This is a genomic window from Xanthomonas sp. NCPPB 1128 (genome assembly GCF_001043115.1).
GTDB lineage: Bacteria > Pseudomonadota > Gammaproteobacteria > Xanthomonadales > Xanthomonadaceae > Xanthomonas_A.
On record NZ_LFME01000002.1, the window covers coordinates 240,375 to 266,001 of the forward strand.

The following is a 25,627-nucleotide window of genomic DNA, read 5'->3' on the forward strand; positions in this document are numbered from 1 at the left end:
GCCGGCTAGTGCGGCGCCAGCAGGGTGAAGGGGAACCACGGCAGGTTGCGTGCGATCCAGTAGCCCGGCAGCGCGACCAGCCAGAAATTCGGCCGCGAGACCACGTTGATCACCGGCGCGAACCAGGCCGTGCGCCAGCCGGCCTTCCAGGCGATCAGGCCCGGCAGCAGGGCCAGGCCGAGCATCGCGCCGGGATTCATCGCGAAGGCGCCGGCCGGGTCCAGGTGCACCAGCGCATGCAGCGCACGGGTCATGCCGCAGCCCGGGCAGTAGTAGCCGGTGAGCGCATGGAACATGCACGGCGCGAACGGGTTGTTCGCGGCGTTGGGATCGAAGCGGTACAACAGCGTGGCGCCGCCGGCCGCGAGTGCGGCGGCGGCGCCCAGGCACGCCCGTTGTTGCCAGGCGCGCATGCCGATCAGCTCGCGTGCTGGATCTGCTGCATGTAGTCCATGTAGCCCTGCATGCCGCCGGTGGCGAGCATGCCGATGTTGATCAGCAGGCCGATGATGGCCAGCGCGGTGGTCACCCAGCACCAGGTCTTGGCGGTGTTGGAGGCACGGCGCGCGCCCTCCAGGTCGCCTTGGTTGAGCAGGCCGTTGACCTTGCTGGAGAACACGATGGCGACGATGCCGGTGATCAGCGCCGGGCAGCACAGGCAGAAGCCGAGCACGGTCGAGATGATCGCCCAGGCCAGGTGATTGGGGACCGGGCCGGGGACGCCGGAGGCGGGAGGCGGCGGGGGCGCGACGGGGCTGACGGTACTCATGTGGATCTCCTTGATGGGTGGTGCACGGCAGTCGATGAGTCTAGACGAGTCGCTGCGGTGCGGGTGTGGCGGGCCGTCAGTGCGGCGCGAGCAGGGTGAAGGGGTACCAGGGCAGATTGCGCAGCAGCGCATAGCCGAGCAGCACCCATAGCCACAATCGCGGGTCGGCGAGGATCTTCAGCAGCGGCCCCAGCGGGCGCATGCGCAGGCCGGCGGCGTTGAGCGCCATGATCGCCAGCAGCGGCAATGCGACGACCAGCAGCGGATTGCTGGTCCAGGCGTGGGCCAGGTCCAGATGCACCAGCGCGTGCAGGCAGCGGGTGCTGCCGCAGCCGGGGCAGTACAAGCCGGTGAGGGCGCGGAACGGGCAGCCCGGCAGCGGATTGCCCGGGACATTGGGATCGATCCGGCGCAGCACCACGGTGGCGATGACCGCGGCGCCGCTCAGTGCGGCCAACGGCAGCCAGCGGGGCAGGGACTGCAGGCGCGGCAGGGACATGACAGGGGGGATCGCATGTGGCCGGCCGCCGTCGCAGGCGACGGCGGCCGCAGTGCTCAGGACATGGACGATTGCTGCATCATGCCCAGGCCGCCAAGGGCGAAGATGAAGATCAGGTACAGCACGATCAGCACCACCGAGGTGACCGCCGAGTAGATCGCCCACTTCTTGGCCTTGTCCGCCGAATCGCGCGCGCCGGTCACGTCGCCCGCGGCGAGCTTGGTGTTGACCTGCGCGGCATAGACGATGGACACGATGCCCAGCGGCAGGCAGCAGAACAGCGTGGTCAGGATCGCCCAGACGAGGTTGTTGGACACTTGCGGTGCGGTGGTATTCATCCGTGTTGCTCCGGTGGTTGGGTGGTGAAACGGGAAACGCCCAGGGTGGTCAGTGGCTGGTCAGGCTGCCGAGGAAGGCCAGGCCGCCGAACAGCAGGAACCACAGGGCCATCAGGATCGGCAGTGCGAACGCGGACCACATCGCCCACAGGCCGGCCTTGCGCGAGGCCTCGCGCGCGCCCGCGATGTCGCCGGCGGCGCGGCGGCCATCCACCTGCGAGGCGTAGACGATGGAGACGATGCCCAGCGGCAGGCAGCAGAACAGCGTGGACAGGATCGCCCAGACCAGGTTGTTGGGCACATAGACGCCCGTCGCGTTGGGCGCTGGTGGTGGTACGACCTGGTTCACTGTGTTCGGTCCTTCGCCATGGACGCCACCGCTTGTGGCGTCTCCCCTGCGCCTAATTTACCCCAAGCGCGCGCCTGCGGCACCTGCGCCGCGCTCAGGCGGCGTCGCCGCGCAGCCGCCGCACCTGCGCTTCCAGGATTTCGGCGGTGGCCTGCGCGCCGGGAACCGGCGCGTCGGCGATCACCTCGACATGCGCGCGGAAGCGTCGCGGCACGCGCATGCGCCGCAGCCGTGAATCCCGCTTGCTCCACATGCTGGTCCACATGTTGCGCAAGGCCATCGGCACCACCGGCACCGCGCGGCGGGCCAGGATCTTCTCCACGCCGGACTTGAACGCGGCGATCTCGCCGTCCTTGGTCAGCGCGCCCTCGGGGAAGATGCACACCAGCTCGCCCTCGGCCAGCGCGGCGTCGATGGCGTCGAACGCGCGCTGCATCAGCTCGGGGTCCTCGCGCGCGCCGGCGATCGGAATCGCCTTGGCGGTGCGGAAGATCCAGCGCATCACCGGGATGTTGAAGATGCGGTAGTACATGACGAAGCGCACCGGCCGCGGGATCGCCGCGGCCAGCACCAGCGCGTCCATGTAGCTGACGTGGTTGCACACGATCAGCGCCGCGCCCTCCTCGGGCACATGGCGTTCGATCCCGTGCAGGCGCAGCCGGTACAGGGTGCGCACCATCACCCAGCTGAGGAAGCGCATCAGGAATTCGGGGACGATGCTGAAGATCCAGATCGCCACCACCGCGTTGGCGATGGCCAGCGCCAGGAACACCTGCGGAATGCTCAGCCCCGGCATCGGGATGCGCACGCCGAACAAGTGCAACTGCTGCATCTGCAGGGCGATGCCGATCATCGCCGCCAGCACGATGAACAGCGAGTTCTGGATGTTGAGCCCGGCGATGACGCGCGACAGCTCCGCCTTCGGCGTGCGGCTCTGGATCAGCGCGAACAGCGGCACCACGAACAGGCCGGTGCACAGACCGATGCCGACCAGGTCGAGCATGATCCGCCAACTGCCGGCCTGGTGCACGAACTGGCCGATGCCAAGGCCGGTCTGCAGCGCGGCGCCGGGCCGGGCGAAGTACAGGTCGAGCATGAAGGCGCTGATGCCGAACGCGCCCAGCGGCACCAGGCCGATTTCCACGGTGCGCCCGGACAGCTTCTCGCACAGCAGCGAGCCGGTGCCGGTGCCGATCGAGAACAGCGCCAGGGCGAAGATGTACAGGTCCTGCGCGCCGCCCAGGTTGAGTTCGGCGTAGGTCGGCAACTGCGCGGTGAGCACGGTGCCGACGAACCAGAACCAGGACACGCCGAGCACGGCGTTGCGCACCGCCAGCTGGCGCCGGGTCAGGCGCATGATCGCCAGCGATTCCGGCAGCGGGTTCCAGTTGATCTTCAGGTCCGGCGCGCCGGCGTCGACCTTGGGGATGCAACGCGCCATCAGGTTGCCGGTGACCGCCAGCGCGACCACCGCGGTGGCCGCGGCCACCGGCCCGTGGCTGCCGGCGATCTGGAAGATCAGCCCGCCCAGGATCATGCCGCACAGGATCGAGATCGAGGTGCCCATCTCGACCAGGCCGTTGCCGCCGGTCAGTTCCTCCGGCTTGAGCACCGAGGGCAGGATCGAATACTTCACCGGGCCGAACAGCGTCGATTGCAGGCCGGTGCAGAACAGCGCCACCAGCAGCAGCGCCATGTTCTCGGTCAGGAAGCCGACCGCGGCCAGCGACATGATGCCGATCTCCATCGTGGTGGTGATGACCACCAGCCGCGACTTCTCCAGCTTCTCGGCGATCTGCCCGGCCAGCGAGGAGAACAGGAAGTACGGCAGGATGAACAGCGCCGGCGCCAGGTTGGTGTAGAGCGTGCGCTGCTCCGGGGTCACACCCAGATAGAACAGCAGGCCGATGATCGCCTGCCGGTACACGTTGTCGTTGAAGGCGCCCAGCGCCTGGACCACGAAGAACGGCAGAAAGCGGCGTTGCCGCAGCAGGGCGAACTGGCTGTGGGCGGACATGCAGGCTCCTTTGCGAACGCGCGCAGCCTAGCAGGTTCGCCGCGCGCGCAGGCGCGGCGTGCGGCGACCGCCGCTGGCGCTGTCGGCTGCGGCCTGCAAGGCGTCGCGCTGCGCGCGCAGCAGGGCGATGAAGGCGCGTGCAGCGGGGGTCGGGTCCGGCCGCCACACGGCATAGGTGAGGAAGCGGAAGCGCTCGCGCAATGCCACCGTGGCCACACCGTGCATGCCGGTGGCCATGGTCTGCGGCACCACCGCCAGGCCCAGGTCCTCGGCCACCAGTTGCCGCTGCAGGTCGGCGTGGGTGACCTCGTACTGCAGGCGCTGGCGCAGGCCGGCGGCGGCGAAGGCGCGGTCGATGATGCCGCGCACGCCGGCGCCGGGGATCAGCCCGGCCATCGGCGCGTCCTCCAGGTCGCGCAGGGAGACCTGGCGGCGCGCGGCGAAGCGGTTGCCGGGTGCGGCGATCAGCGCCAGCGGTTCCTCGTGCAGCAGCAGGTGCTGTGGCGGCAGCGCCACGTGCGGGCCGACCCCGACCAGGGCCACGTCGAGCCGGCCTTCGGCCAGTTCCAGCAGCAGCGCATCGCTCATACCGGTGCGCAGGTGCACGTCCACCGCGCTGTGCGCCTCGCGGAAGCGGCGCAGCACCGCCGGCACCTGCACCGCGTTCAATGAGGAGATCTGCCCGATCTGCAGGCGGCCGCGCACCGTGCCCAGGGTCTGCGCCATCTCCTCGTGCAGACGTTCGGCGGCGCGCAGGGTGGCGCGGGCGTTGTGCAGGAATACCTCGCCGGCGGCGGTGGCGCGCACGTGGCGCGCGCCGCGCTCGAACAGGCGCGCGCCCAGCGCCTGCTCGATCTTGGCGATCTGGTGGCTCAGCGCCGACTGCACGGTGTGGCAGCGGCGTGCGGCCGCAGTGAAGCTGCCTTCCTCGGCAACGGCGACGGCGAATTCGAGCTGGCGCAGGGTCAGCATGGCGCTGCCTGGCATGCGCTGTGCCGCCGCCGCCGAGTGGCGCTGGCGCCGCATGCGCGCAGCGCCGGTCGTCGCAGTGCCCGCCTCATGCCGGGCGCCCCAGCCGCTTGCGCCATTGCGCGCGCAGCCACAGGCGGATGTTGTAGCGGCGCTTGCGGCTCATGAACGGGTAGCGAAGGGTCATGCTGAGCAGGCCGCGCAGCGTGTCGAGCCGCGGCGCATGTGCGGGCAGCGCATCGCAGCGCACCGAGATGCGATCGCAGCCGGCGTCGTGGGTGCGGTGGATGACGTCGGCGCGCATGATCAGCAGGTCGCCGACCGCGAGTTGCGGCACCACCTTGTGCGCTTCCAGGTCGAGGCCGAGCTTCCAGCCGGGGCTGGCATCGTGCAGGTCCTCGATCGCATACCAGTCGCCGATGGCGAGGGCCTCGCCCGGAAAGCGCAGCCGGAACCAGTCCAGCGTGTCGGCCTCCACGCAGCGGAAGCGCAGCGCGCCGCGGCCCTGGATGCGCTCATGCAAGTGCGGATCCAGGCGCGCGACCACGTCGTCGGCGACGATGGCCACGTTCGCCAGGGCGGCATCGGGCTTGAGCACCGGCATGTAGCAGATCAGGTAGTTGCGGTGGTCGCCATGCAGGAAGTAGCTGAAATGGTCCAGATGCCAGTTGAGCGCACCGCCCGGCGCGGTCTTCGGATCGCGGTGCTGGTCGAACGGCAGGCGCAGGCTCGGCGCCGCATGGCTTTCGCGGATGCGGATGGCGCAGTAGCCGAAGCGGTTGGCGGCGATCGCCAGGCCCATGGCTGCGGCGACCGACGGCACGGTGGCGGCGATGCGCGCCTGGATCCGCTGCATGTCCGCCGCCGGCAGCGCGCCGATCACCCCGTCGTGGAACTTCTCGGCGCCTTCCAGGAAGCGCAGCAGGCTGTCGGGAATGTCGCCCTCGCCCAGGAAGCCGCGGACCACCGCGTACCCGTGTCGGTGCAGCGCCTCGGCGATGGCGTTGGACATGGTGCGGGTTCCCTCGGAGCGATGGCGGTCGGCGGCCGCGTTGCAGTGCTGACGCAGCGCGCGTTCGAAGCGGCGACCCCGGTGTGACCCGAAAGGGCCGCACTTACGCTATCTCAAAATCAGATGGCAGTGGTGAAAAAAATGCGTTTGAAAGATCGCTGTCCGCCCCACAGACTGCGCCCCTCCCCACGACCTGGTGTCCGTCCATGGAAACGACCCCGCATCCGCCGATGCGCCGCGGCCTGGTGCTGCTGATGGCCACCGCCACCGGCCTGGCGGTGGCCAGCAACTACTATGCGCAGCCGCTGCTGGAGGTGCTGGCGCAGACCTTCGCCATCGACGTGCGCCGCGCCGGCGCGGTGGTCACCACCGCACAGTTGGCCTATGCGGTCGGCCTGCTGTTCCTGGTGCCGCTGGGCGACCGCTTCGAACGGCGCAGCCTGATCGTCGGCCTGTACGCGCTCAGCGCGGTCGGCCTGCTGGTCAGCGCGATGGCTCACAGCTTCGCGCTGCTTCTGCTCGGCACCCTGATCACCGGCCTGAGCTCGGTGGCGGCGCAGATCCTGGTGCCCTTCGCCGCCACCCTGGCCGCGCCGCACGAGCGCGGCCGGGTCATCGGCACGGTGATGAGCGGCCTGCTGCTGGGCATCCTGCTGGCGCGCACGGTGTCCGGCCTGCTGGCCGGGATCGGCGGCTGGCACACCGTGTATTGGGTGGCCGCGGCGCTGATCCTGGTGGCCTCGGGGCTGCTGTGGCGCGGCCTGCCGCGGCACCCGGGCAATCCGCAGTTGTCCTATCCGCATTTGATCGGCTCGGTGCTGGCGCTGCTGCGTGACGAGCCGGTGCTGCGCGCGCGCTCGGTGCTGGGCGGTTTGCTGTTCGCCGGCTTCAGCATGTTCTGGACCACGCTGGCGTTCCTGCTGTCCGGCCCGGACTACCGCTACGGCACCGCGACCATCGGCCTGTTCGGGCTGATCGGCGCGGCCGGCGCGTTCGCCGCCAACCTCTCCGGCAAGCTGTCCGACCGTGGCGCCGGCCACTGGGTCGGCTGGGGTGGCCTGGTCATGCTGCTGCTGTCGTGGCTGTTGCTGCTCGGCGCGCCGCACTCGCTGTGGCTGCTGATCGCTGGGGTGGTGCTGCTGGACGTGGCGGTGCAGGGCGTGCACATCGGCAACCAGAGCGCGATCTACCAACTGGATCCGGCCGCGCGCAACCGCATCACCTCGGCCTACGTCACCTGCTACTTCATCGGCGGTGCGGTCGGGTCCAGCCTCGGCACCGCGGCCTATGCCTACGCCGGCTGGCGCGGGGTGGCGCTCGGCGGTGCGGCGCTGGCGGTCGCGGCGCTGCTGTGGATGGGCATCAGCGTGCGGCCGGGGCGGCAAGCGCCGGCGCCGGTGGCACCGGTGCGGCGCTGACCGCCTGCGCGGCGGCGCGCAGCTTGGGCAGCAGGCGCAGGGTCAGCGCGAGCTGGTTGCGCACCAGCCGGCGCTTGGCCTCGTCGATGCCCTCCTCGCGCTCCAGGGCCTCGGCCAGCGCGGTTTCGGTCGCTTCGTCGGCGGCCGGCAGCACACGCCGCTCGGCCAGTGCGTCGGCCAGCGCACCCAACGCCTGCGGCAGGTAGTCGCCGGCACGGGCGATGTCCGGATCGGTCTCGCCGGCCAGCGCGGCGCGGTGCGCGCCCAGCGCCGACAGGTAGCCGAGCAGGGTGTTGGACAGGGCCAGGAAGCGGAAGCCGGCATCCAGGTTGCGGCGGTAGCGGCCGGGCTCGCGCAGCATGTTCGACAGCGCCACCGACAGCGCGGCGTCGGCGTTGTGCATGTCGCGGCGGGCGATGCGGTAGGGCAGGTCGTCGCGCATGCCGCTGCGGTATTGCTCCAGCACCTGCGCCAGGTAGCGCGCGCTGCTGGACAGCACCGTCGCCAGCACCTGGTTGAGGCGCCGGCCCTGCCAGTCCGGCAGGATCAGGAACGAGGCGGCGGCGGCGATCGCGCAGCCGATCAGGGTATCGAGCAGGCGCGGCCAGATCAGCATGAAGCCGTTGCCGATCAGGTTGAAGCAGAACAGCGCCATCACCGTGATCGCCGCGGTGGCGAGCATGTAGCGGTCGGTGCGGGTGACGAAGAACACCAGCGTGCCGAGCAGGGCGAACAGCAACTGCAGTTCTGTGCCGGGGAACAGCTGCATCAGCGCCCACGCCGCGCCCAGGCCGATCAGGGTGCCGGCCATGCGCTGGACCAGGCGCAAGCGGGTGGCGCCGTAGTTGGGCCGGCACACGAAGGCGGTGGTCAGCAGGATCCAGTAACCGTTGCTGGCATGGATCGACTGCATGATGGCGTAGCCGACCACCAGCGCGATGGCCATGCGCAGGCCGTGCCGGAACAGCACCGAGCCGGGCGTGAGCTGCTGGCCCAGGCGCCGCAGCATCTCGCGCAGGGTGTGCGGCGAGGAGTCGCGCAGGCGCGTGTCGAGGGTGTCGCTGGTGGTGTCCGATTGCGCGGCCTCGGCCAGGCGCCGCTCGATGCTGTGCAGGTTGGTCACCAGCAGTTCCAGCGAGCCGAGCAGACGCGCCTGCCGTGGGTCGGCGCGGGCGTGCAGGAAATCCAGCGATTCGCGCAGGTCGGTGGTGGCCTGCTGGGTCTGTTCGCCGTAGTCGAACGGCTGGCGCAGCCGGATCGCCTCGCCCAGCGCCGCGCAGGCCTTGCCCTGCAGGGCCAGCAGGCGCTGGCAGCGGTACAGCACGTCGCTGTGGAAGAACGCGTCGGTCAGCGCCTCGTACGGGTAGTGCGATGAACTGGCGCGCTCGTGGAAGTCCTGCGCCATGTAGTACAGGCGGAAGTACAGGCCCGACTGCACGCCGGGCCGGCCGGAGCGGCCGAAGCGGCTGATGATCGCGGTCTTGGCCGCGTTCAGCGCCGCCACCACCTGCGCGTTCTGCTCGGCCAGCGCCAGCCGCCGCGCGTGCAGGTCGCTCTGCCGCACCGGCTCGAACAGCGCGGCCTTCAGCCGCAGGTAGCGGCCCAGTTCCAGGTACAGCCGCGACAGCCGCTCGCGCACCGGCCGGTTGGCGAACAGGACCGTCCACAGCACCGACAGCACCCCGTACCAGCTGGCGCCGAGCAACAGGAGTGCCACGCCGTGCCAGGCATTGCCGCCGACGTGGCCGTTCTGGGTGCCGTGGTCCAGGCCGATCATCGCGTAGATCGCCAGCGCCACCGTGGCCTGGGCGATCGAGGCGTAGCGTTCGCCGAGCGCGCCGAGCAGGGTCAGGGCGAAGGTGGACAGCGCCAGGCCGGCCGCGAACGGCCACGGATAGGGGAACAGCAACACCACCGCGGCGGCGGCGGCGGCGAAGCACAGCAGCGACAGCAGCACCGACTTGATGCGGCCCAGCCAGTTGTCGTCGGTCTCGGCGATGGCGCTGGCGATGGTGCCCAGGAAGAGCGCCGGCACCGCCTCCAGTTGCTGTTGGTGCCAGCACACGCCCATCGCCACCGCCAGCGCGATGAACACGCGCAGCCCGTAGCTGGCCTTTTCGTGGGCCCACAGGCGGCTGAGGCGGGTTTCGATCGAGGGGGTCGGCACCGCGACACGATAACGCACCGTCGCTGTATGCGATCTCTCTTCAGAGTCTCATTACCCGCGGGCGCTCGGCGCTCAGACCTGCAGTTGTCGCAGGCGGGCCTCCAGCAGTGCCGGGAAGCGCTTGTACCAGGTCTGGTTGAGTGGCGAGGGATGCGGTAGCGGATGCAGCGCCACACGGCGGGCGCGGCGGCCGTCCTCGCTGCGCAGCTCCACCTCGGTCTGCGCCTGGAAGCGGTCCTCGCGCGCCCAGAACGCGTCCAGTGCCGTGCGCACCTCGCGCGGCTGGTCGATGCCGAACCACAGGAAGGCCTCGCGGCCCAGGGTGAGGATGTCATCGCCACGCCACTGCTCGAGCAGCAGGCGCCGCATCAGCGGGTGGAAACGCCGCTTCACCGGCATCGACCAGGCCTTGTTGCCCACCGACTTGTACGGCACGGTGTTGAGCCAGAACGCGACGCGGCCGGCGGCGAGTCCTGCGGCGAAATCGGGCATCTCCGCCCCATCGTGCAGGTGCCGGTACAGCCTTGCGCACCAGTTGGCCGCCGCTGCCGACGAACGGCTCGCCGTGCTCCACCTCGCTGCGGCCCGGGTCGCGGCCGAGGATGCAGATGCGTGCATCGCGGCGGCCCAGGCCGATGATGGGATCGAGCGGATCCTTGCCGCAGGCGGCGTAGGCCGCGGTGTCGATGCCGTCGGTCTGCGCGGCGAGCGCGCGGAAACGCGTGCGGAGGGTGGTGGAGAGGGCCATGGGCATGCGCGAAGCGGTAGAGGATCCAGGCTAGCGCAGGCCCGATGGAGAGTGCGTGGGCGCATTCGTAGGAGCGGCTTTAGCCGCGACAGGCGTTCCCATTCATGCCCCTGTCGCGGCTGAAGCCGCTCCTACAGGGAGTGGATCGGTGTCCTTGTGGGAGGAACTTCAGTCCCGACGCCGGGTAGTGTCAGCCTGCTTTGGGCTTCACTCGTCGCGGCTGAAGCCGCTCCCACAAGGAGTGGATCGGTGTCCTTGTGGGAGGGACTTCAGTCCCGACGCCGGTTGGTGCCAGTCGGCATTGGGCCTTGCTCGTCGCGGCTGAAGCCGCTCCTACAGGGAGTGGATCGGGTGTCCTTGTGGGAGGGACTTCAGTCCCGACGCCGGGTAGTGTCAGCCGGCATTGGGCTTCGTTCGTCGCGGCTGAAGCCGCTCCTACAGGGAGTGGATCGGGTGTCCTTGTGGAGGGACTTCAGTCCCGACGCCGGGCAGTGTCAGCCCGGCCTTGGGCTTCACTCGTCGCGGCTGGAGCCGCTCCTGCACGCGGTGACGTGCTACGCCTCCTGCTCGCGCGCGATCGCGCGCCAGCCGATGTCGCGGCGATGGAATTCGCTGGCCCAGTGGATCCGTTCCACGCCGGCGTAGGCATGCCGCTGCGCCTCGGCCACGCTGTCGCCCAGCGCCGCCACGCACAGCACGCGGCCGCCGGCGCTGAGCACGCGGCCCTGCGCGTCCAGCGTGGTGCCGGCATGGAACACCTTGGCGTTGGCCGGCACCGCGTCCAGGCCGGTGATCGCTTCGCCGGTGACCGGGGTCTCCGGATATGGCGCCGCCGCCAGCACCACGCCCAGCGACGGGCGCGGATCCCACTGCGCCTCGGTGGCGTGCAGGCGTTCTTCGAGCGCGGCCTCTATCAGGTCGAGCAGGTCCGACTGCAGGCGCAGCATCACCGGCTGCGTTTCCGGGTCGCCGAAGCGCACGTTGAACTCGATCACCTTGGCCGCGCCGCTGGCGTCGATCATCAGCCCGGCGTACAGGAAGCCGGTGAACGGCACGCCGTCGTCGCGCATGCCGCGCACGGTCGGCTCGACCACCTCGCGCATCACCCGTGCGTGCACCTCGGGCGTCACCACCGGCGCCGGCGAATACGCGCCCATGCCGCCGGTGTTGGGGCCGGTGTCGCCGTCGCCGACGCGCTTGTGGTCCTGGCTGGTGGCCATCGGCAGCGCGGTATGGCCGTCGACCATGGAGATGAAGCTGGCTTCCTCGCCGTCGAGGAATTCCTCGATCACCACGCGCGCACCGGCGTCGCCGAAGGCGTTGCCGGAGAGCATGTCGCGCACCGCGGCCTCGGCCTCGTCCAGCGACATCGCCACGATCACGCCCTTGCCCGCGGCCAGGCCATCGGCCTTGATCACGATCGGCGCGCCCTTGTCGCGGACATAGGCCAGCGCGGCCTCGACCTCGGTGTGCACGGCGTAGAACGCGGTGGGAATGCCATGGCGCTGCAGGAAATCCTTGGCGTAGGCCTTGCTGCCTTCCAGCTGCGCGGCGGCGGCGCTGGGGCCGAAGATGCGCAGTCCGGCGGCGCGGAAGCGGTCGACCACGCCCAGCACCAGCGGCACTTCCGGGCCGACCACGGTCAGCGCCACGCCTTCGTCCTGTGCCAGCGCCAGCAGTCCGTCGAGGTCGTTGACCTTGACCGGCACGTTGCGGCACTTGGCCTCGCCGGCGGTGCCGGCATTGCCGGGCGCCACCAGCACTTCGTCGACACGGGGGGACTGGGCCAGCTTCCAGGCCAGGGCGTGTTCGCGGCCGCCGGAGCCGATGACGAGCAGTTTCATGGTGTTGAATTGTCCATTCCAAGAAAGAGGAGAAGCGCCAACTTGAAGAGGAAGCCTAGCCAGATTTCGAGCTTGCGAAGGCTTTCGGTGGTCTCTGTGAGATTGCCGCGACGGTCGGTACAGCGAAGTTTGCGATTTCCTGCCATTGCCAATTCCCGCGGAGGTCTGACTACCCAAGCTAAACATCTCTCAGGAGCGATCAACGGGCGAGCATTGTAAAAATCCTGCGTACAGGAAGCGCCGTTGAAGCGCTCCCCGCCAATCGCAAGGCCGGTAGCGTCGATCGAGACGACGCGCGGGCCTCACGTGCAGCCTTCGCGCTGCAGCGCCTCGGGGAAAGGGTAGGTCCAGGTCTTCGCGTCCAGCACGAAGCGGTGGGTGCGCTGCACCGGGCGCTGGCCGCAGTCCGTGCCGGTTTCCTCGATCAGCAGCGGCCACACGCGGGCGGCGTGGTCGCGGTCGTCGAAGCGCAGGGCGAAATCGATGGCGAACTGGCCGGCCTTGCAGTCCGCGGCCGCATCGGCGGCCTCGCAGTCGGCGGCGGCGCTGTTGTCGATGTGGCTGCGCACGCTGCCGGCGTCCACCAGGCCCTTGGGGCCGGGCAGGATCAGGGTCTGCGATTGCAGCGCGTAGCCCTGGCCGAACCAGCCGTCCTCCACGCGGAACCCGTAGAAATCGCTGCCGGCGCGGACGATGCCGACCTCGCCCGGCTGGCCGTTGCTGCCGTAGGTGCCGCCGGTGCGCTCGGCGGCGACGGCGAAGCCCTGGGCCTCGGGACGCAGCACGTAGAAGTCGATGGTGCCCGGCTCCGGGTGGCCGGCATCGCGCAACGCGCCGCACACCGCCAGCAACTGCTGCCAGCCGTCGCCGATGACCACCGGCTGTTCGGCGCAGACCTGCCAATCCACCGCGTGGCTATCGCCGTCCTGGGTCCATTGCCCCGGCCAGTGCCCGGCGAGCGTGGCGGCGCTGCCGTAGCGTTGCTGCAGGAACGCGAGCAGGCGCGCGGTGCGGCTGACGTGGGCTGACGTCGCGGCGCTGGCGGGCGCGGCCGCAGGCGCTGCGGCCGATGTGGGCGCCGCCTGCTTGCAGCCGCCCAGCACGATGGCGCCGACCAGGGCCAGCACGGCGAACGGACGCGGCGCGACAGCGGACATGCGCATCGCTGCAGACCTCAGTGACGGAAGTGGCGCACGCCGGTGAACACCATGGCGATGCCGTGCTCGTCGGCCGCGGCGATGACCTCGGCGTCGCGCATCGAACCGCCGGGTTGGATCACTGCCTTGATGCCGGCCGCGGCGGCGGCGTCGATGCCGTCGCGGAACGGGAAGAACGCATCGGAGGCCATCACCGAGCCTTCCACGACCAGGCCGGCGTCGGTGGCCTTGATGCCGGCGATGCGCGCCGAGTACACCCGGCTCATCTGCCCGGCGCCGACGCCGATGGTGCGGTGGTCCTTGGCGTAGACGATGGCGTTGGACTTGACGTACTTGGCCACCTTCCACGCGAACAGCAGGTCGGCGAACTGCGCCTCGCTCGGCGCCAGCCGGGTCACCACCTTCAGCGCATCGCGCGGCACCACGTGGGCGTCGCTGGTCTGCAGCAGGATGCCCGAGCCGACCCGCTTGCTGTCGATGCCGTAGGCGCCGTCGCCGGCGGGGATGCGCAGCACGCGCACGTTGGCCTTCTTCTTGGCGTATTCCAGCGCGGCGTCGTCGTAGTCGGGGGCGATCAGCACCTCGACGAACTGGCGGTCCAGGATCGCCTGTGCGGTGGCCGCATCCAGGCGCCGGTTGAAGGCGATGATGCCGCCGAAGGCGCTGGTCGGGTCGGTGGCGTAGGCCAGTTCGTAGGCGTCGCCGCAGCCGGCGCCGACCGCCACGCCGCACGGGTTGGCGTGCTTGACGATGACGCAGGCCGGGGCGTCGAACTGGCGCACGCATTCCCAGGCCGCATCGCTGTCGGCGATGTTGTTGTAGGACAGCTCCTTGCCCTGCAGCTGGGTGAAGGTGGCCAGGGTGCCGGGCGTGGGGGAGAGGTCGCGGTAGAACGCGGCCTGCTGGTGCGGGTTCTCGCCGTAGCGCAGTTCCATCACCTTGACGAAGCTGGAATTCATCTGCGCCGGGAACGGGCTGCGCGCCGGCACCGCGGCGTCGCTGGCGGTGACCGCGGACAGGTAGTTGCTGATCGCCGCGTCGTACTGGGCGACGCGGTTGAACGCGGCCACGGACAGGGCGAAGCGCTTGGCCGCCGACAGCCGGCCGTCGTTGGCCTCCAGCTCGGCCAGCAGTTCGGCGTACTGCGCCGGGTCGGTGGCCACGGCCACGCGGGCGAAGTTCTTGGCCGCCGAGCGCAGCATCGCCGGGCCGCCGATGTCGATGTTCTCCACCGCGTCGGCGAGCGTGCAGTCGGCCTTGGCGGTGACCGCCTCGAACGGATACAGGTTGAGCACCAGCAGGTCGATCGCGGCGATGCCGTGTTCGGCCATCACCGCATCGTCGGTGCCCGCGCGGCCGAGCAGACCGCCGTGCACCAGCGGGTGCAGGGTCTTGACCCGGCCGTCCATCATTTCCGGGAAGCCAGTCAGTTCGGACACGTCCTTCACCGCCAGCCCGGCCTCGCGCAGCGCCTTGGCGGTGCCGCCGGTGGACAGCAGTTCGACGTTGCGCGCGGCCAGTGCGCGGGCCAGGTCGATCAGGCCGGTCTTGTCGGAAACGGACAGCAGCGCCCGGCGCACGGGCAGGAAATCGGAGGACATGGGGCAGGGCGGGGGCAGCGGAACGGGCCGCCATTGTAGGCGCTGAGGCCCGCCGACGCCCGGCCGGCGCGCCCGCCCGGCGCGTCGATCGCGCTTGTGGAGGCCCATTGCAGGCGATCGCGACGAGGGCTCGGCGGCCCATGCGGTGTTGCGCTCCCGCGCTGCGGGCGGTGCTGCGCGGACCGGGCGCCGTGTCGCCGATCGTGCATGCGAAGGCCCGTTTCAGACGAATGCGACGAAGACGGCGTGCCCATGGCAGCGTCGCCGCCGTACCGCAGGCGGCGCTACATGGCTGTCGCGTGTCGACGAGGCCCACCGGCGGTGTCGCTGCGCGCGCGTGGCCTGTCGTGGACAAACGGGCTGGAGGGCGGGGTGCGCGCACGCCATCGCGCGCGCCGCCGCTGCGATGCATTAGGCTGTCGCCGCCCCGCCCTCGCCGTCAGGACCACGCGCGTGTCGATCTATGCCCTCAAAGGACGTTTCCAGGACCTGCTGCGGCCGGGCGTGCGCGTGCTGGACCGACTGGGCGTCACCGCCAACCAGGTGACGGTGGCCGCGGCGCTGCTGTCGCTGCTGGTCGCCGCGGTGGTCTACGCGCAAGGCGCGGCGCAGCCGCTGTGGTACGCGCTGCTGCCGGTGTGGATGCTGCTGCGGATGGCCTTGAACGCGGTGGACGGCATGCTGGCGCGCGAGTTCGGCCAGCAGTCGCGGCTGGGCGCCTACCTCAACGAACTGTGCGACGTGGTGGCCGATGCGGCGCTGTACCTGAGCCTGCTGAGCGTGCCGGGCGTGATGGGCGGCTGGGTGTGGTTGATGGTGCTGACCGCGGCGCTGACCGAGTATGCCGGGGTGCTGGGGCTGATGGTCGGCGCCAGCCGCCGTTACGATGGGCCGATGGGCAAGAGCGATCGCGCCTTCTGCGTCGGCGTGCTGGGGGTGTTGCTGGCGTGCGGGTTGCCCGGTGCGCCAGCCGTCAATGGCTTCGCTGGGGTGGTGGCGTTCCTGTGCGTGTCGACGACGGTGCGCCGCGTCGCGGCCGGATTGCGCGAGGCGGACGCGGCAGACTGAGCGCGGCGGCGCGCGCGGATCGAATCACGAGTGATGTCAGGTCAGACAGGGAATCGGCAACGGATGCGGCAGGTCAACGAAAGCGAATTCGCCAGTTTCGACGGCACACGGCTGTTCTACCGGCATTGGCCGGCTACCGCGCCGGTGGCGCCGCCCAGGGCGATCGTGCTGCTGCACCGCGGCCACGAGCATTCCGGGCGGGTCATGCACCTGGCCGAGGAGCTGGGCCTGGACGACTGCGCGGTGTTCGCCTGGGATGCGCGCGGCAACGGCCGCTCGCCCGGCGCACGTGGCGATGCGCCCGGCTTCCCGGCACTGGTGCGCGACCTCGACCGCTTCGTCGCGCACATCGGCGAAGTCCACGGCATCGCCGTGCAGGACATCGTGGTGGTGGCGCAGAGCGTGGGTGCGGTGGTCGCCAGCACCTGGGTGCACGACTACGCGCCGCCGCTGCGCGCGCTGGTGCTGGCCTCGCCGGCGTTCAAGGTCAAGTTGTACGTGCCGTTCGCGCGGCCCGGGCTGGCCTTGCTGCAGAAGCTGCGCGGCAACTTCTTCGTCAACAGCTACGTCAAGCCGCAGTGGCTGACCCACGACCCGGCGCGGGTCGAGAGCTACCGCAACGATCCGCTGATCACCCGGCCGATCTCGGTGCGCGTGCTGCTGGGCCTGTACGCGGCGGCCGACCGCGTGGTCGGCGATGCGCAGGCGATCACCGTGCCGGTGCAGTTGCTGGTGTCCGGCAGCGATTTCGTGGTGCACCGCGGCCCGCAGGACCGCTTCTACGAGCGCCTGTCCTCGCCAGTGAAGGAGCGCCACCTGCTGCCCGGTTTCTTCCACGACACCCTGGGCGAGCGCGACCGCGCGCCGGCGCTGGCGCAACTCCGCCGCTTCGTGCGCGAGCGCTTTGCCGCCGCGCCGGCGCTGCCCAGCCTGTTGCAGGCGCACCGGCATGGCCCGACCTTCGAGGAAGCCGAACGCCTGGCCTGGCCGCCGGAGCGCTACAGCCTGCACGACCTGCGCTGGCGCGGTGTGCGCGCCGGCCTGCGCCTGGGTGGGCGGCTGTCCGAGGGCATCGCCCTGGGCCTGCAGACCGGCTTCGATTCCGGCAGCACGCTGGACTACATCTATCGCGACCAGGCCGCCGGGCGTGGCCCGCTGGGGCGGATGATCGATCGCAACTACCTGGATGCGATCGGCTGGCGCGGCATCCGCGTGCGCCGCCAGCATCTGCACGAACTGCTGGGCCTGGCGATGCAGCGGCTGCGCGCCGCCGGCCTGCCGGTGCGCGCGCTGGACATCGCCGCCGGTCACGGCCGCTATGTGCTGGAAGCGCTGGCCGGCGGCAGCCAGCGCGCCGACGCGATCCTGCTGCGCGATTTCAGCCCTCTGAATGTGGAGCAAGGCCGCGCACTGATCGCCACGCTCGGCGCCACCGACATCGCCCGCTTCGAACAGGGCGACGCCTTCGACCGCGACGCGCTGGCCGCGTTGCAGCCGCGGCCGACGCTGGCAGTGGTGTCGGGCCTGTACGAACTGTTCCCGGACAACGACCAGGTGCTGCGCTCGCTGCAGGGCGTGGCCGCGGCGGTGGAGCCGGGCGGCTACCTGGCCTACACCGGCCAGCCCTGGCATCCGCAGCTGGAGTTCATCGCCCGCGCGCTGACCAGCCACCGCGGCGGTGCGGCCTGGGTGATGCGCCGGCGCACCCAGCAGGAGATGGACGAACTGGTGCGCGCGGCCGGCTTCCGCAAGCTCGAGCAGCGCATCGACGAGTGGGGCATCTTCACCGTGTCGCTGGCGCAGCGGATCGCGCCATGAGCATGGCGGTCGCACGGCCGTGGCGGCGTGCGCTGGCCTGGCTGGCGCTGCTGGGGCCGTTCTTCTTCCTCAGCTACGGCCTGGCCAACACGCTGGCCGCGCGTCGCGCGGAGGTGCCGTCGCTGCCGTTCGCCTGGGAAAGCCAGATCCCGTTCTGGCCGTGGACCATCGTGCCGTATTGGTCGATCGACCTGTTCTACGTGATCTCGTTCTTCGTCTGCCGCACGCGTGCCGAACTGGACACGCATGCGCGGCGCCTGCTCACCGCGCAGGTGCTGGCGGTGAGTTGCTTCCTGCTGTGGCCGCTGCGCTTCGGTTTCGAACGGCCGCCGACCGAGGGCGTGTTCGGCTGGCTGTTCGCGGTGCTGCTGGGCTTCGACAAGCCGTTCAACCAGGCGCCGTCGCTGCACATCGTGCTGCTGGTGGTGCTGTGGGTGCGCTATGCGCAGCACCTGCACGGGCTGGCGCGGTGGGCCCTGCACGGTTGGTTCGCGCTGATCGGGCTGTCGGTGCTGACCACCTACCAGCATCACTTCCTCGACGTGCCCACCGGCCTGGCCGCCGGCTGGTTGTGCGTGTGGCTGTGGCCGGAGCGCATCGCCGCGCCGTGGCGGGCGGCGGCACCGGCGCGCGATCCGCGGCGCTGGCGCCTGGCTGCGCTGTACCTGCTTGGCAGCGCGGCCTGCGTGGCGGCCGCACGCGCGCTCGGCGGCGCCGGCTGGTGGCTGCTGTGGCCGGCGCTGTCGCTGCTGCTGGTCGCGCTCACTTATGCGCTGCTCGGCCCGCTGGGCCTGCAGAAGCGCGCCGACGGCCGCCTGAGCCTGGCCGCGCGCTGGCTGTACGCGCCGTACCTGGCTGCCGCCTGGCTCAACTCGCGCGCGTGGACCTGGCGCGATCCGGCGCCGCGCGAAATCGCCGACGGGGTCTGGCTCGGGCGCATGCCCGGCCGCGGCGAACGCACGCGCTTCGCCGCGGTGGTCGATGTCAGTGCGGAGCTGTCGTTACGCGAGGCGCAGGCGCACGATCGCGTGGTGCCGATGCTGGACCTGGTGGCGCCGCCGGCCATGGCCTTGCGCGCCGCCGCCGACGCGATCGAAACGGCGCGCGTGCACGGCCCGGTGCTGGCCTGTTGTGCGCTGGGGTATTCGCGCAGCGCCGCCGCGGTCGCCACCTGGCTGCTGCACAGCGGCCGTGCCGCCACGCTGGACGACGCACTGGCGCAGCTGCGGGCACGCGCGCCGCGGATCGTGCTGGGGCCGGCGCAGCGTGCCGCCATCGCCGCCGCCTGCACGGCACCACCAGCGCCGCTGCAGGCGCAGGAGCTGCCGGCATGAGCACGCCGCTGGAACTGCGCGCGATGGCGGCGGTGCTGCGTCAGGTGGCGCCGCTGGATCGGCTGTCGCTGCTGCTGCTCGCGGTGACGGTGGCGCTGGCGGCGTGGTATGCCGGCGGCGGCGCGCTGCTCGCGGTGGTCTGGTGCGGCGTCGCCGCGTTGGCCGGCCTGTTGCAGCGCTACTGGGCGGCGCGGGTGGGTCTGGACGTGGCGCTGCTCGAGGCGGTGCTGGCCGAGCCGGACCTGCAGCGCGCCGGTGCCGACCTGGACGCGGCCCTGCAGCGCTTGGGCCTGCTGCGCACGCTGCCGCCGCCGCGCGACTGGTTGGCGCGCTGGCAGGGCATGCGGCGCCTGCTGCGGCGGCAGTTGGCCTGTTTCGCCCTGCAGGTGCTGGCCTTGGTGCTTGCGCTGTGCACGGCGCCAACCGGCTGGTTGGCACCGCAATGACGCGAGCATCCACGCCGTTGTTGCCGACCGCGATCGATCCCGATCACGCAGCGCTGTGGCAGCGTCTGCAGGCCGATGGCTTCGGCGAAGGCGAGGCAGCGCTGCCGGCGTTCGAGCGCCGCGTCGCCGAGGAGGCCGGCGTCTCCCTGGCGCTGGCCGCGCAACTGGTCGAGGAATACCGGCGCTTCTGCTTCCTGGCCTGCGTCGCCGGCGAGGAGATCACGCCGAGTCCGCTGGTCGACCAGGCCTGGCATGCGCACCTCACCGATACGCGCGAGTACTGGCAGCGGTTCTGTCCGCAGGTCCTGCGCCGCACGCTGCACCACCATCCCGGGCGCGGCGACCCGGCCGACGCCACGCGCTTCCAGGCGCAGTACCGCGCCACCCTGGCGCACTACCGGCACTACTTCGGCGAACCGCCGGTGGCGTGTTGGCCGGCGCCGGCCGGTACGCGGCCACCCGCGCCGGCGACCCGCCAGGCACGCACGCGCCGTGTCGCGCCCGCGCGCGGCGGCATCGCCCTGTGGGGCTGGATGCTGGGCATGGCGCTGCTGTTCGCGGTGCTGTGGCAGCGCCACGGCCCGCTTGCGCCGCTGCACTGGCCCGGACCGCCGTTCCTGCTGCTGTTCCTGGCCGGCATCGGCCTGGCCTGGAGCCTGGGCGCGCGCCTGCGCCTGGCCGTGCGCGGACTGCGCCGCGCGGCGCTCGATACGCCACTGGACGCCACCGAACTGGCCTATCTGGCCGGCGGCAGCGAGCGCGTTGCCGACCAACAACTGGCCTTGCTGCTGGCGGCGGGCGGGGTGCGTCTGGAGGCCGAGCCGCACGTGCGCCGCCACGCGCGGCTGCGGCTCACCAGTGTCGCGGCACCGCCGGCGCTGCAGCGCGCGCTGGCGATCGTGCGCGCGCATCCGATCCTGCAGCAGGCGCTGGCGGCGTTGCAGCGCGACGCCGCGCCACTGCGCCGGGTACTGGTCGCGAAGGGGCTGTGGCTGGGCCACGGACAGGCGCTGTGCGCACGCCTGTTCGGCGCCGCGCCGTTGCTGGCGCTGTGGACCCTGGGCTTGATGAAGTTGCGCATTGGCCTGCAGTTGCAGCGCCCGATCGGTTTCCTGGTGGCGGCGATGGTGGTGGTCACGGTGGTTGCGCTCGGCTTCCTGCTCACGCCGCCGCGGCGCAGCGTCGCCGGCGACGCGCTGCTGGCCGAGCGCGAGGCGGCCTGGCGCGACGGCGTCGCCGCGCCCTCGCTGGCGCCCGGTTCGCATCTGGCGCTGCCGCTGGCCCTGGCTGGCACCAGCGTCCTGATGACCACGCCCTGGGCGGACTACCATGCCTTGCGCGCGCCGGCGCCCAACGGCCGCGGCGGTAGCTGTTCGACCAGCAACTGCGGTGGCGACGGTGGCAGCAGCGCTGGCGGCAGCAGTTGCGGCGGCGGTGGCTGCGGCGGGTGTGGAGGCGGCGACTGATGGCCGGTTCGACCTGGCAGGCCCGGCGTGCGCAGTGGCGCGTTCGCCTGGCGCTGGCGTTGCGTGAGTGCGGGGCCACGCCCAACGGCGTGTCCTGGGCCGGATTGGCCTGCGCGGTGCTGGCGGCGCTGATGTTCGCCCTGGCCTGGCGCGAGCCGCCGGCCCATGCCGCCGCGCTGCTGGTGCTGGCGGCGCTGGCGCTGCAGGCGCGGCTGTTGTGCAACCGCCTGGACGGGCTGTTGGCGCATCAGGCGCAGCTGATCGGCCGTGCCGGCACGGTGTACAACGAGGCGCCGGACCGGTTGTCGGACGTGGCGGTGTGCCTGGGCGTGGGCTACCGCCTGCAGCCGGTGCTGGGCATCGGCGCGGAACCGGGCTGGGCCGCCGCCTTGCTGTGCGTGGGCACCGCCTACGTGCGCATGCTCGGCCTGGCCTGCGCGGTGCGCGAACCGTTGCAGGGTCCGATGGCGCGCGTGCAACGCATGCATTGGTTGTCGCTGGGCGCACTGCTGGCGGCCGCGGCGCTGCTGCTGCAGCACGCCACACTGGCCTACATGATTCTTGCCGTGGCGCTGGCGCTGCTGATCGCCGCCGCCGCCCTGACCATCGTGATCCGCGTGCGCGCTATCGTGCGCGAACTGGAGTGGAAATGATCGCCCGCCTGATCGCCCGCGGCTGCAGTGCCGCGATCCGTTTGCTCACCGGTGCGCGTGCGTTGTGGCGCGGCTGCATGCCATCCAGCGAGCGCCGGGTGTACTACGGCAACCACGCCAGCCACGGCGATTTCGTGCTGATCTGGTCGTCGCTGCCGGCATCGCTGCGGCGCGAGGTGCGGCCGGTGGCGGCGGCCGACTACTGGCAGCGCGACGCGTTGCGCCGCTACCTGATCCACGCGGTGTTCAACGGCGTGCTGATCGAGCGCGACCCGCAACAGCGCCAACGCGATCCGATCGCCTGCCTGTGCGAGGCGGTCGACGCCGGCGGTTCGCTGATCCTGTTTCCGGAAGGCACGCGCAACACCGAGGACGGCCTGCTGCCGTTCAAGAGCGGTCTCTATCACCTGGCGCGGCAGCGTCCGGAACTGGAATTCGTGCCGGTGTGGATCGACAACCTCAAGCGGGTGATGCCCAAGGGCATGTGGCTGCCGCTGCCGCTGCTGTGCACCACCACCTTCGGCGAGCCGCTGCGGCTGGATGCCGGCGAGGACAAGCAGGCCTTCCTCGATCGCGCGCGTGCGGCCTTGCTGGCCCTCGCGCCGGAGCAGGCGGAGGCGGCCCGATGAATCCGATCGCCTTGAGCGAACACCTGCAGCAGTCCTCGCTGCGGCAGCAGACGGTGTGGTTGTTCCTGGGCATCGCCACGGTGCTGATCGTGGCCACGCTGATCGCCGAGACCCTGCGCTGGCGTGCGCGCGGACGGCCCAGCGCAGTGCTGGACAACCTGGTGGCGCGGATCCGCGCCTGGTGGGTGATGGCCGCGGTGGTGGCGCTGGCGTTCGCCTTCGGCCGGTTGGGCGTGATCGTGCTGTTCGCGCTGGTGTCGCTGTTCGCGCTGCGCGAGTTCATCACCCTCACCCCGACCCGGCGCGGCGACTACTACGCGCTGCTGGCCGCGTTCTACGTGGTGCTGCCGTGGCAGTACTGGCTGGTGTGGAGCGACTGGTACGGCCTGTACACGCTGCTGATCCCGGTCTATGCGTTCCTGGTGCTGCCGATCCTGGCGACCATCGGCGGCGACACCACGCGCTACCTGGAGCGTACCGCCAAGGTGCAGTGGGGGCTGATGATCTGCGTGTTCTGCATCTCGCACGTGCCGGCGCTGTTGAACCTGCGCATTCCCGGCTACGAGGACCGCAACCTGCTGCTGTTCGCGTTCCTGGTGATCGTGGTGCAGTCCTCGGACGTGCTGCAGTACGTGTGGGGCAAGCTGCTCGGCCGGCACCTGATCGCGCCGAAGTTGTCGCCGTCCAAGACCGTGGAAGGCTTCGTCGGCGGCATCCTCTCGGCCAGCCTGCTCGGCGCGGCGCTGTGGTGGATCACCCCGTTCTCGCCGCAGCAGGCGTTCGCGCTGGCGCTGGTCGCCAACCTGATGGGCTTCTTCGGCGGCCTGGTGATGTCGGCGATCAAGCGCGACCGCGGCATCAAGGACTGGGGCCACATGATCGAAGGCCACGGCGGCGTGCTCGATCGCTTGGACTCGGTGTGTTTTGCGGCGCCGGTGTTCTTCCACCTGATCCGCTATGGGTGGGTGTGAGAGGCTGGGATTGGGGATGGTGGGATTTGGGATTCGCTGGAGCGTCGCGCGGTGAGAGTGTTGCGGCTGCGTAGGAGCGGCTTCAGCCGCGATGCTTTCCCGATCGCGCGTCGGCGCTAATCGCGCAACAAGAGGGCAAGAATTGCTTTCGGATACCCACAGCCGTTCGTCTGGCCGGCGATGGAAGTTGAGTGATGCGGTCGCGCTTTGTCGCGATGGTGTGGCGTCGGATTCGTTGTAGTAGGGCTGCAGCTCTGGTGCTGCAGCCAGTGTCGCGTCGGGGCTGAAGCCCCTCCCACAATGGCGAGGCATGCGCTTCGGCGTTCGGTGGTTTCTTCGCCGCGGTAGTGCGTTCGCTATCGTCTGGTGGATTTCAGGCGTCGCGGCTGAAGCCGCTCCTACGAGGGCGATGCGCAGCGATTACAAGCAGGATCGCGTGCTGTGTCGGATCGCTTGCCACTCACGTCATGCAGCACAGCCTGCTGCAATCCCGAATCCCGGCTTCACCAGCCGCAGGCTGGTCATCCCGAATCCCCAATCCCGAATCCCGGCCCTCACTCAAGCCAGCCCATATTCCTTGAGCTTCTTGCGCAGGGTGGCGCGGTGGATGCCCAGCAGCGCAGCGGCGCGGCTCTGGTTGCCTTCGCAATGGTTCAGCACTTCCACGAACAACGGGATCTCCATCTCGCGCAGCACGATCTCGTACACGTCGTCGGCGTCGCAGCCGTCGAGGTCGCGCAGGTAGCGGCGAACCGATTGCGCCACGTGTTCGCGCAGGGGCGGCTTCGGCGCGCCGCGACTGGAGTCAGGACGAGTGGTGGCGGCGTTCAAGTTCGACGGATCCCCGGATGACAGCGGCGCCGGACGGCAGGAGGGCCGACGCGGGGGGACGAGTCTAGCGCGTGGCCTGCGCCGCTGCCATGGCGGAGTGCCCGAACGCAGCGTTCTCAGTGGAAGTCGAAACTGAATGCCGCAGTCTCGGCGGCCGGTTCGCGCACCTGGAACGCGATCTGTGCGCTCTGTCCCGGCGCAAGTGTGGCGCTGTCCGGGCGTGAGCGGCCCAGGTACTCCTGCGGGCGCAGCACGCGGCTGCCGATGGTGCGGCCGTCGGTGTCGGCCAGCGACAGTTGCAGCAGCGGCCAGGCCTGCGCCCAGCGCGCATCGTTGCGGAAGGTCGCCTGCACCTGCAGGGTGCCGGCATGGCCGGGCAGCGGCCGCACCTCGCGGCTGAGCATGGTGAAGGCGGCCGGCTCGCGCCAGGCCGGCACGCTGCAGCGCAGGACCTGGCAGACCCCGGCCACCCACGGCCGCCAGCGCGGGTCGGCGCCCAGGCGCTGGCGATCGGCGATCAGGATCTGCAACGCCAGCAGCAGGCCCAGCCCAAGCAGCGCGATCCACTGCCACGGTGCGGCACGCAGCACCGGGCGGCGCGTGCGTGAGCCATGCAGGAAGCTCGGCGCGGCGGCGGCGGCAGGCGCGGTGGGGGCGGTAGCGGGTGTCGCGGCCGCGGCCGGTGCCAGTACGGGGTCTGTCGCCGATGCGGGCGCTGGTGGCAGCGCCTCCGAGTCGCCCGCGTCAGGCATGGCGTGGGGCGCTTCGGCTTCGGTGGTGGCCTCGGTCTCGATCGGCTTCACGTTCGCAGACGCTGGCGAGACGCTCGGCGCTAAGGGCGCTAAGGGCGCTACGGGCGCTACGGGCGGCGCTGCGGTGTCGGCCAGCGGCGCCGCGGCTGCTGGCGCATCGTCGCCCGCTGCCGGCGCGACCGGCGTCTCGTCCCGCGAGGCGGCCGGATCGGGCTGACGCAACAAGGTGGCGAGGCTGGGGCGGGGCGGAGTGCGATCGGGCATGCGCGCGGGCGACGACGGCGAGAGCCGTATTCAAGCATGCGCCGGCCGGATCTGCAGCGCGCTCCCGGTGGATCGTGGCTTTTGTCAGCGCTAGAGGCGTGACCGAGCGAGTATCCCCCAGCGTGCTCAGCGCGACTTGCGGGTGTCGAGCAGGTCCAGCAGGCCGGCGCGCTGGCGTGGGCTCAGGCTTTCGAAGCGCTCCAGCAGGCGCAGTTGCTGGTCGGTGAACTGGTACTGGTTGGGCAACTCGCCGATGGCGGCGGCGTCCACCGCGATCGGTTCGCCGAACACGCGCTCGCCGCGGCCGGTGGCCAGGTACTCGAAGCTCAGCCCGCTGCGGCGGGCCAGGGCGATCAGGTGCTCCACGGCCGGTGCGGTGCCTTCGGCCATTTCCCACTGCGCCACGGCGCTGCGGGTCACGCCCAGGTCCAGCGCCAGGGCCTCCTGGGTCAGGCCGGTGAGCTTGCGCGCTTCGCGCACCCGTTCGTACAGCTTGCTGTTCACACG

Annotated in this window: 25 protein-coding genes; 9 read left to right on the plus strand and 16 right to left on the minus strand. The window is 70.8% G+C overall.

What is annotated here, in order from left to right; translation table 11 throughout:
- Nucleotides 1–5: 5 nt before the first annotated feature.
- The 8 genes from ACP93_RS03155 to ACP93_RS03190 form a co-directional block, all read right to left on the minus strand.
- Nucleotides 6–413, minus strand: a complete 408-nt coding sequence (locus tag ACP93_RS03155) for a DUF2752 domain-containing protein (protein WP_048489315.1) — start codon at nucleotides 411–413, stop codon at nucleotides 6–8.
- Between the two features lie 5 nt (nucleotides 414–418).
- Nucleotides 419–769 (minus strand): CD225/dispanin family protein, encoded by a 351-nt coding sequence (locus ACP93_RS03160; protein WP_048489316.1) that lies wholly within the window; start codon nucleotides 767–769, stop codon nucleotides 419–421.
- Nucleotides 770–845: 76 nt separating this feature from the next.
- Nucleotides 846–1,268 carry a DUF2752 domain-containing protein gene (locus ACP93_RS03165; RefSeq protein WP_048489317.1) on the minus strand — a complete coding sequence of 141 codons (423 nt, stop codon included), beginning with the start codon at nucleotides 1,266–1,268 and terminating at the stop codon, nucleotides 846–848.
- Nucleotides 1,269–1,324: 56 nt separating this feature from the next.
- Complete coding sequence (locus ACP93_RS03170; RefSeq protein ID WP_048489318.1) at nucleotides 1,325–1,606, minus strand: CD225/dispanin family protein; 282 nt, start codon at nucleotides 1,604–1,606, stop codon at nucleotides 1,325–1,327.
- A gap of 49 nt (nucleotides 1,607–1,655) precedes the next feature.
- Complete coding sequence (locus ACP93_RS03175; protein ID WP_048489319.1) at nucleotides 1,656–1,955, minus strand: CD225/dispanin family protein; 300 nt, start codon at nucleotides 1,953–1,955, stop codon at nucleotides 1,656–1,658.
- A 94-nt stretch (nucleotides 1,956–2,049) separates the two neighbouring features.
- On the minus strand, nucleotides 2,050–3,972 hold the full coding sequence (locus tag ACP93_RS03180; RefSeq protein WP_048489320.1) for an MFS transporter: 1,923 nt from the start codon (nucleotides 3,970–3,972) through the stop codon (nucleotides 2,050–2,052).
- Nucleotides 3,973–3,999: 27 nt separating this feature from the next.
- A complete protein-coding gene (locus ACP93_RS03185) occupies nucleotides 4,000–4,944 on the minus strand; it encodes a LysR family transcriptional regulator (RefSeq protein ID WP_048489384.1) in 945 nt (314 codons plus the stop codon).
- Between the two features lie 85 nt (nucleotides 4,945–5,029).
- Nucleotides 5,030–5,953 carry a hypothetical protein gene (locus tag ACP93_RS03190; RefSeq protein ID WP_048489321.1) on the minus strand — a complete coding sequence of 308 codons (924 nt, stop codon included), beginning with the start codon at nucleotides 5,951–5,953 and terminating at the stop codon, nucleotides 5,030–5,032.
- Between the two features lie 206 nt (nucleotides 5,954–6,159).
- On the opposite strand from ACP93_RS03190, the gene ACP93_RS03195 reads away from it, so the two are divergent.
- Nucleotides 6,160–7,371 carry an MFS transporter gene (locus tag ACP93_RS03195; RefSeq protein WP_048489322.1) on the plus strand — a complete coding sequence of 404 codons (1,212 nt, stop codon included), beginning with the start codon at nucleotides 6,160–6,162 and terminating at the stop codon, nucleotides 7,369–7,371.
- On the opposite strand, the gene yccS is transcribed toward ACP93_RS03195, so the two are convergent.
- The 5 genes from yccS to purH all read right to left on the minus strand — a co-directional run bounded on the left by yccS (nucleotide 7,316) and on the right by purH (nucleotide 14,888).
- Nucleotides 7,316–9,538, minus strand: a complete 2,223-nt coding sequence (gene yccS / locus ACP93_RS03200) for a YccS family putative transporter (protein ID WP_048489323.1) — start codon at nucleotides 9,536–9,538, stop codon at nucleotides 7,316–7,318. The genes ACP93_RS03195 and yccS overlap by 56 nt on opposite strands.
- A gap of 72 nt (nucleotides 9,539–9,610) precedes the next feature.
- A complete protein-coding gene (locus ACP93_RS22210) occupies nucleotides 9,611–10,030 on the minus strand; it encodes a uracil-DNA glycosylase family protein (protein ID WP_228135940.1) in 420 nt (139 codons plus the stop codon).
- Between the two features lie 810 nt (nucleotides 10,031–10,840).
- Complete coding sequence (gene purD / locus ACP93_RS03210; protein ID WP_048489324.1) at nucleotides 10,841–12,130, minus strand: phosphoribosylamine--glycine ligase; 1,290 nt, start codon at nucleotides 12,128–12,130, stop codon at nucleotides 10,841–10,843.
- Nucleotides 12,131–12,432: 302 nt separating this feature from the next.
- Nucleotides 12,433–13,287, minus strand: a complete 855-nt coding sequence (locus ACP93_RS03215; protein ID WP_048489385.1) for a hypothetical protein — start codon at nucleotides 13,285–13,287, stop codon at nucleotides 12,433–12,435.
- 17 nt (nucleotides 13,288–13,304) lie between these two features.
- Nucleotides 13,305–14,888 (minus strand): bifunctional phosphoribosylaminoimidazolecarboxamide formyltransferase/IMP cyclohydrolase, encoded by a 1,584-nt coding sequence (gene purH / locus ACP93_RS03220; protein WP_048489325.1) that lies wholly within the window; start codon nucleotides 14,886–14,888, stop codon nucleotides 13,305–13,307.
- 453 nt (nucleotides 14,889–15,341) lie between these two features.
- Here purH and ACP93_RS03225 point away from each other — a divergent pair, with 453 nt between their 5' ends.
- The 8 genes from ACP93_RS03225 to ACP93_RS03260 all read left to right on the plus strand — a co-directional run bounded on the left by ACP93_RS03225 (nucleotide 15,342) and on the right by ACP93_RS03260 (nucleotide 23,273).
- On the plus strand, nucleotides 15,342–15,956 hold the full coding sequence (locus tag ACP93_RS03225) for a CDP-alcohol phosphatidyltransferase family protein (protein WP_048489326.1): 615 nt from the start codon (nucleotides 15,342–15,344) through the stop codon (nucleotides 15,954–15,956).
- 63 nt (nucleotides 15,957–16,019) lie between these two features.
- A complete protein-coding gene (locus ACP93_RS03230) occupies nucleotides 16,020–17,774 on the plus strand; it encodes a bifunctional alpha/beta hydrolase/class I SAM-dependent methyltransferase (protein WP_048489327.1) in 1,755 nt (584 codons plus the stop codon).
- Entirely contained in the window at nucleotides 17,771–19,108 is a 1,338-nt protein-coding gene (locus ACP93_RS03235; protein WP_048489328.1) for a phosphatase PAP2/dual specificity phosphatase family protein, read from the plus strand. The genes ACP93_RS03230 and ACP93_RS03235 overlap by 4 nt, the downstream gene beginning before the upstream one ends.
- Nucleotides 19,105–19,554: a hypothetical protein gene (locus ACP93_RS03240; protein ID WP_048489329.1), complete on the plus strand. Its 450-nt coding sequence runs from the start codon at nucleotides 19,105–19,107 to the stop codon at nucleotides 19,552–19,554. The genes ACP93_RS03235 and ACP93_RS03240 overlap by 4 nt, the downstream gene beginning before the upstream one ends.
- Nucleotides 19,551–21,020 carry a TIGR04222 domain-containing membrane protein gene (locus ACP93_RS03245; protein WP_048489386.1) on the plus strand — a complete coding sequence of 490 codons (1,470 nt, stop codon included), beginning with the start codon at nucleotides 19,551–19,553 and terminating at the stop codon, nucleotides 21,018–21,020. Before ACP93_RS03240 ends, ACP93_RS03245 begins: the two co-directional genes overlap by 4 nt.
- Complete coding sequence (locus ACP93_RS03250) at nucleotides 21,020–21,673, plus strand: CDP-alcohol phosphatidyltransferase family protein (protein ID WP_048489330.1); 654 nt, start codon at nucleotides 21,020–21,022, stop codon at nucleotides 21,671–21,673. The genes ACP93_RS03245 and ACP93_RS03250 overlap by 1 nt, the downstream gene beginning before the upstream one ends.
- Nucleotides 21,670–22,302: a lysophospholipid acyltransferase family protein gene (locus ACP93_RS03255; protein ID WP_048489331.1), complete on the plus strand. Its 633-nt coding sequence runs from the start codon at nucleotides 21,670–21,672 to the stop codon at nucleotides 22,300–22,302. Before ACP93_RS03250 ends, ACP93_RS03255 begins: the two co-directional genes overlap by 4 nt.
- Nucleotides 22,299–23,273 (plus strand): phosphatidate cytidylyltransferase, encoded by a 975-nt coding sequence (locus ACP93_RS03260; RefSeq protein ID WP_048489332.1) that lies wholly within the window; start codon nucleotides 22,299–22,301, stop codon nucleotides 23,271–23,273. Before ACP93_RS03255 ends, ACP93_RS03260 begins: the two co-directional genes overlap by 4 nt.
- Before the next feature lie 558 nt (nucleotides 23,274–23,831).
- Here ACP93_RS03260 and fis read toward each other — a convergent pair.
- The 3 genes from fis to ACP93_RS03275 all read right to left on the minus strand — a co-directional run bounded on the left by fis (nucleotide 23,832) and on the right by ACP93_RS03275 (nucleotide 25,624).
- Nucleotides 23,832–24,104 carry a DNA-binding transcriptional regulator Fis gene (gene fis, locus ACP93_RS03265; RefSeq protein WP_010343856.1) on the minus strand — a complete coding sequence of 91 codons (273 nt, stop codon included), beginning with the start codon at nucleotides 24,102–24,104 and terminating at the stop codon, nucleotides 23,832–23,834.
- 116 nt (nucleotides 24,105–24,220) lie between these two features.
- Nucleotides 24,221–24,907, minus strand: a complete 687-nt coding sequence (locus ACP93_RS03270; RefSeq protein ID WP_228135941.1) for a DUF3426 domain-containing protein — start codon at nucleotides 24,905–24,907, stop codon at nucleotides 24,221–24,223.
- A 339-nt stretch (nucleotides 24,908–25,246) separates the two neighbouring features.
- Nucleotides 25,247–25,624, minus strand: a complete 378-nt coding sequence (locus ACP93_RS03275; RefSeq protein WP_048489333.1) for a helix-turn-helix transcriptional regulator — start codon at nucleotides 25,622–25,624, stop codon at nucleotides 25,247–25,249.
- Nucleotides 25,625–25,627 lie beyond the last annotated feature (3 nt).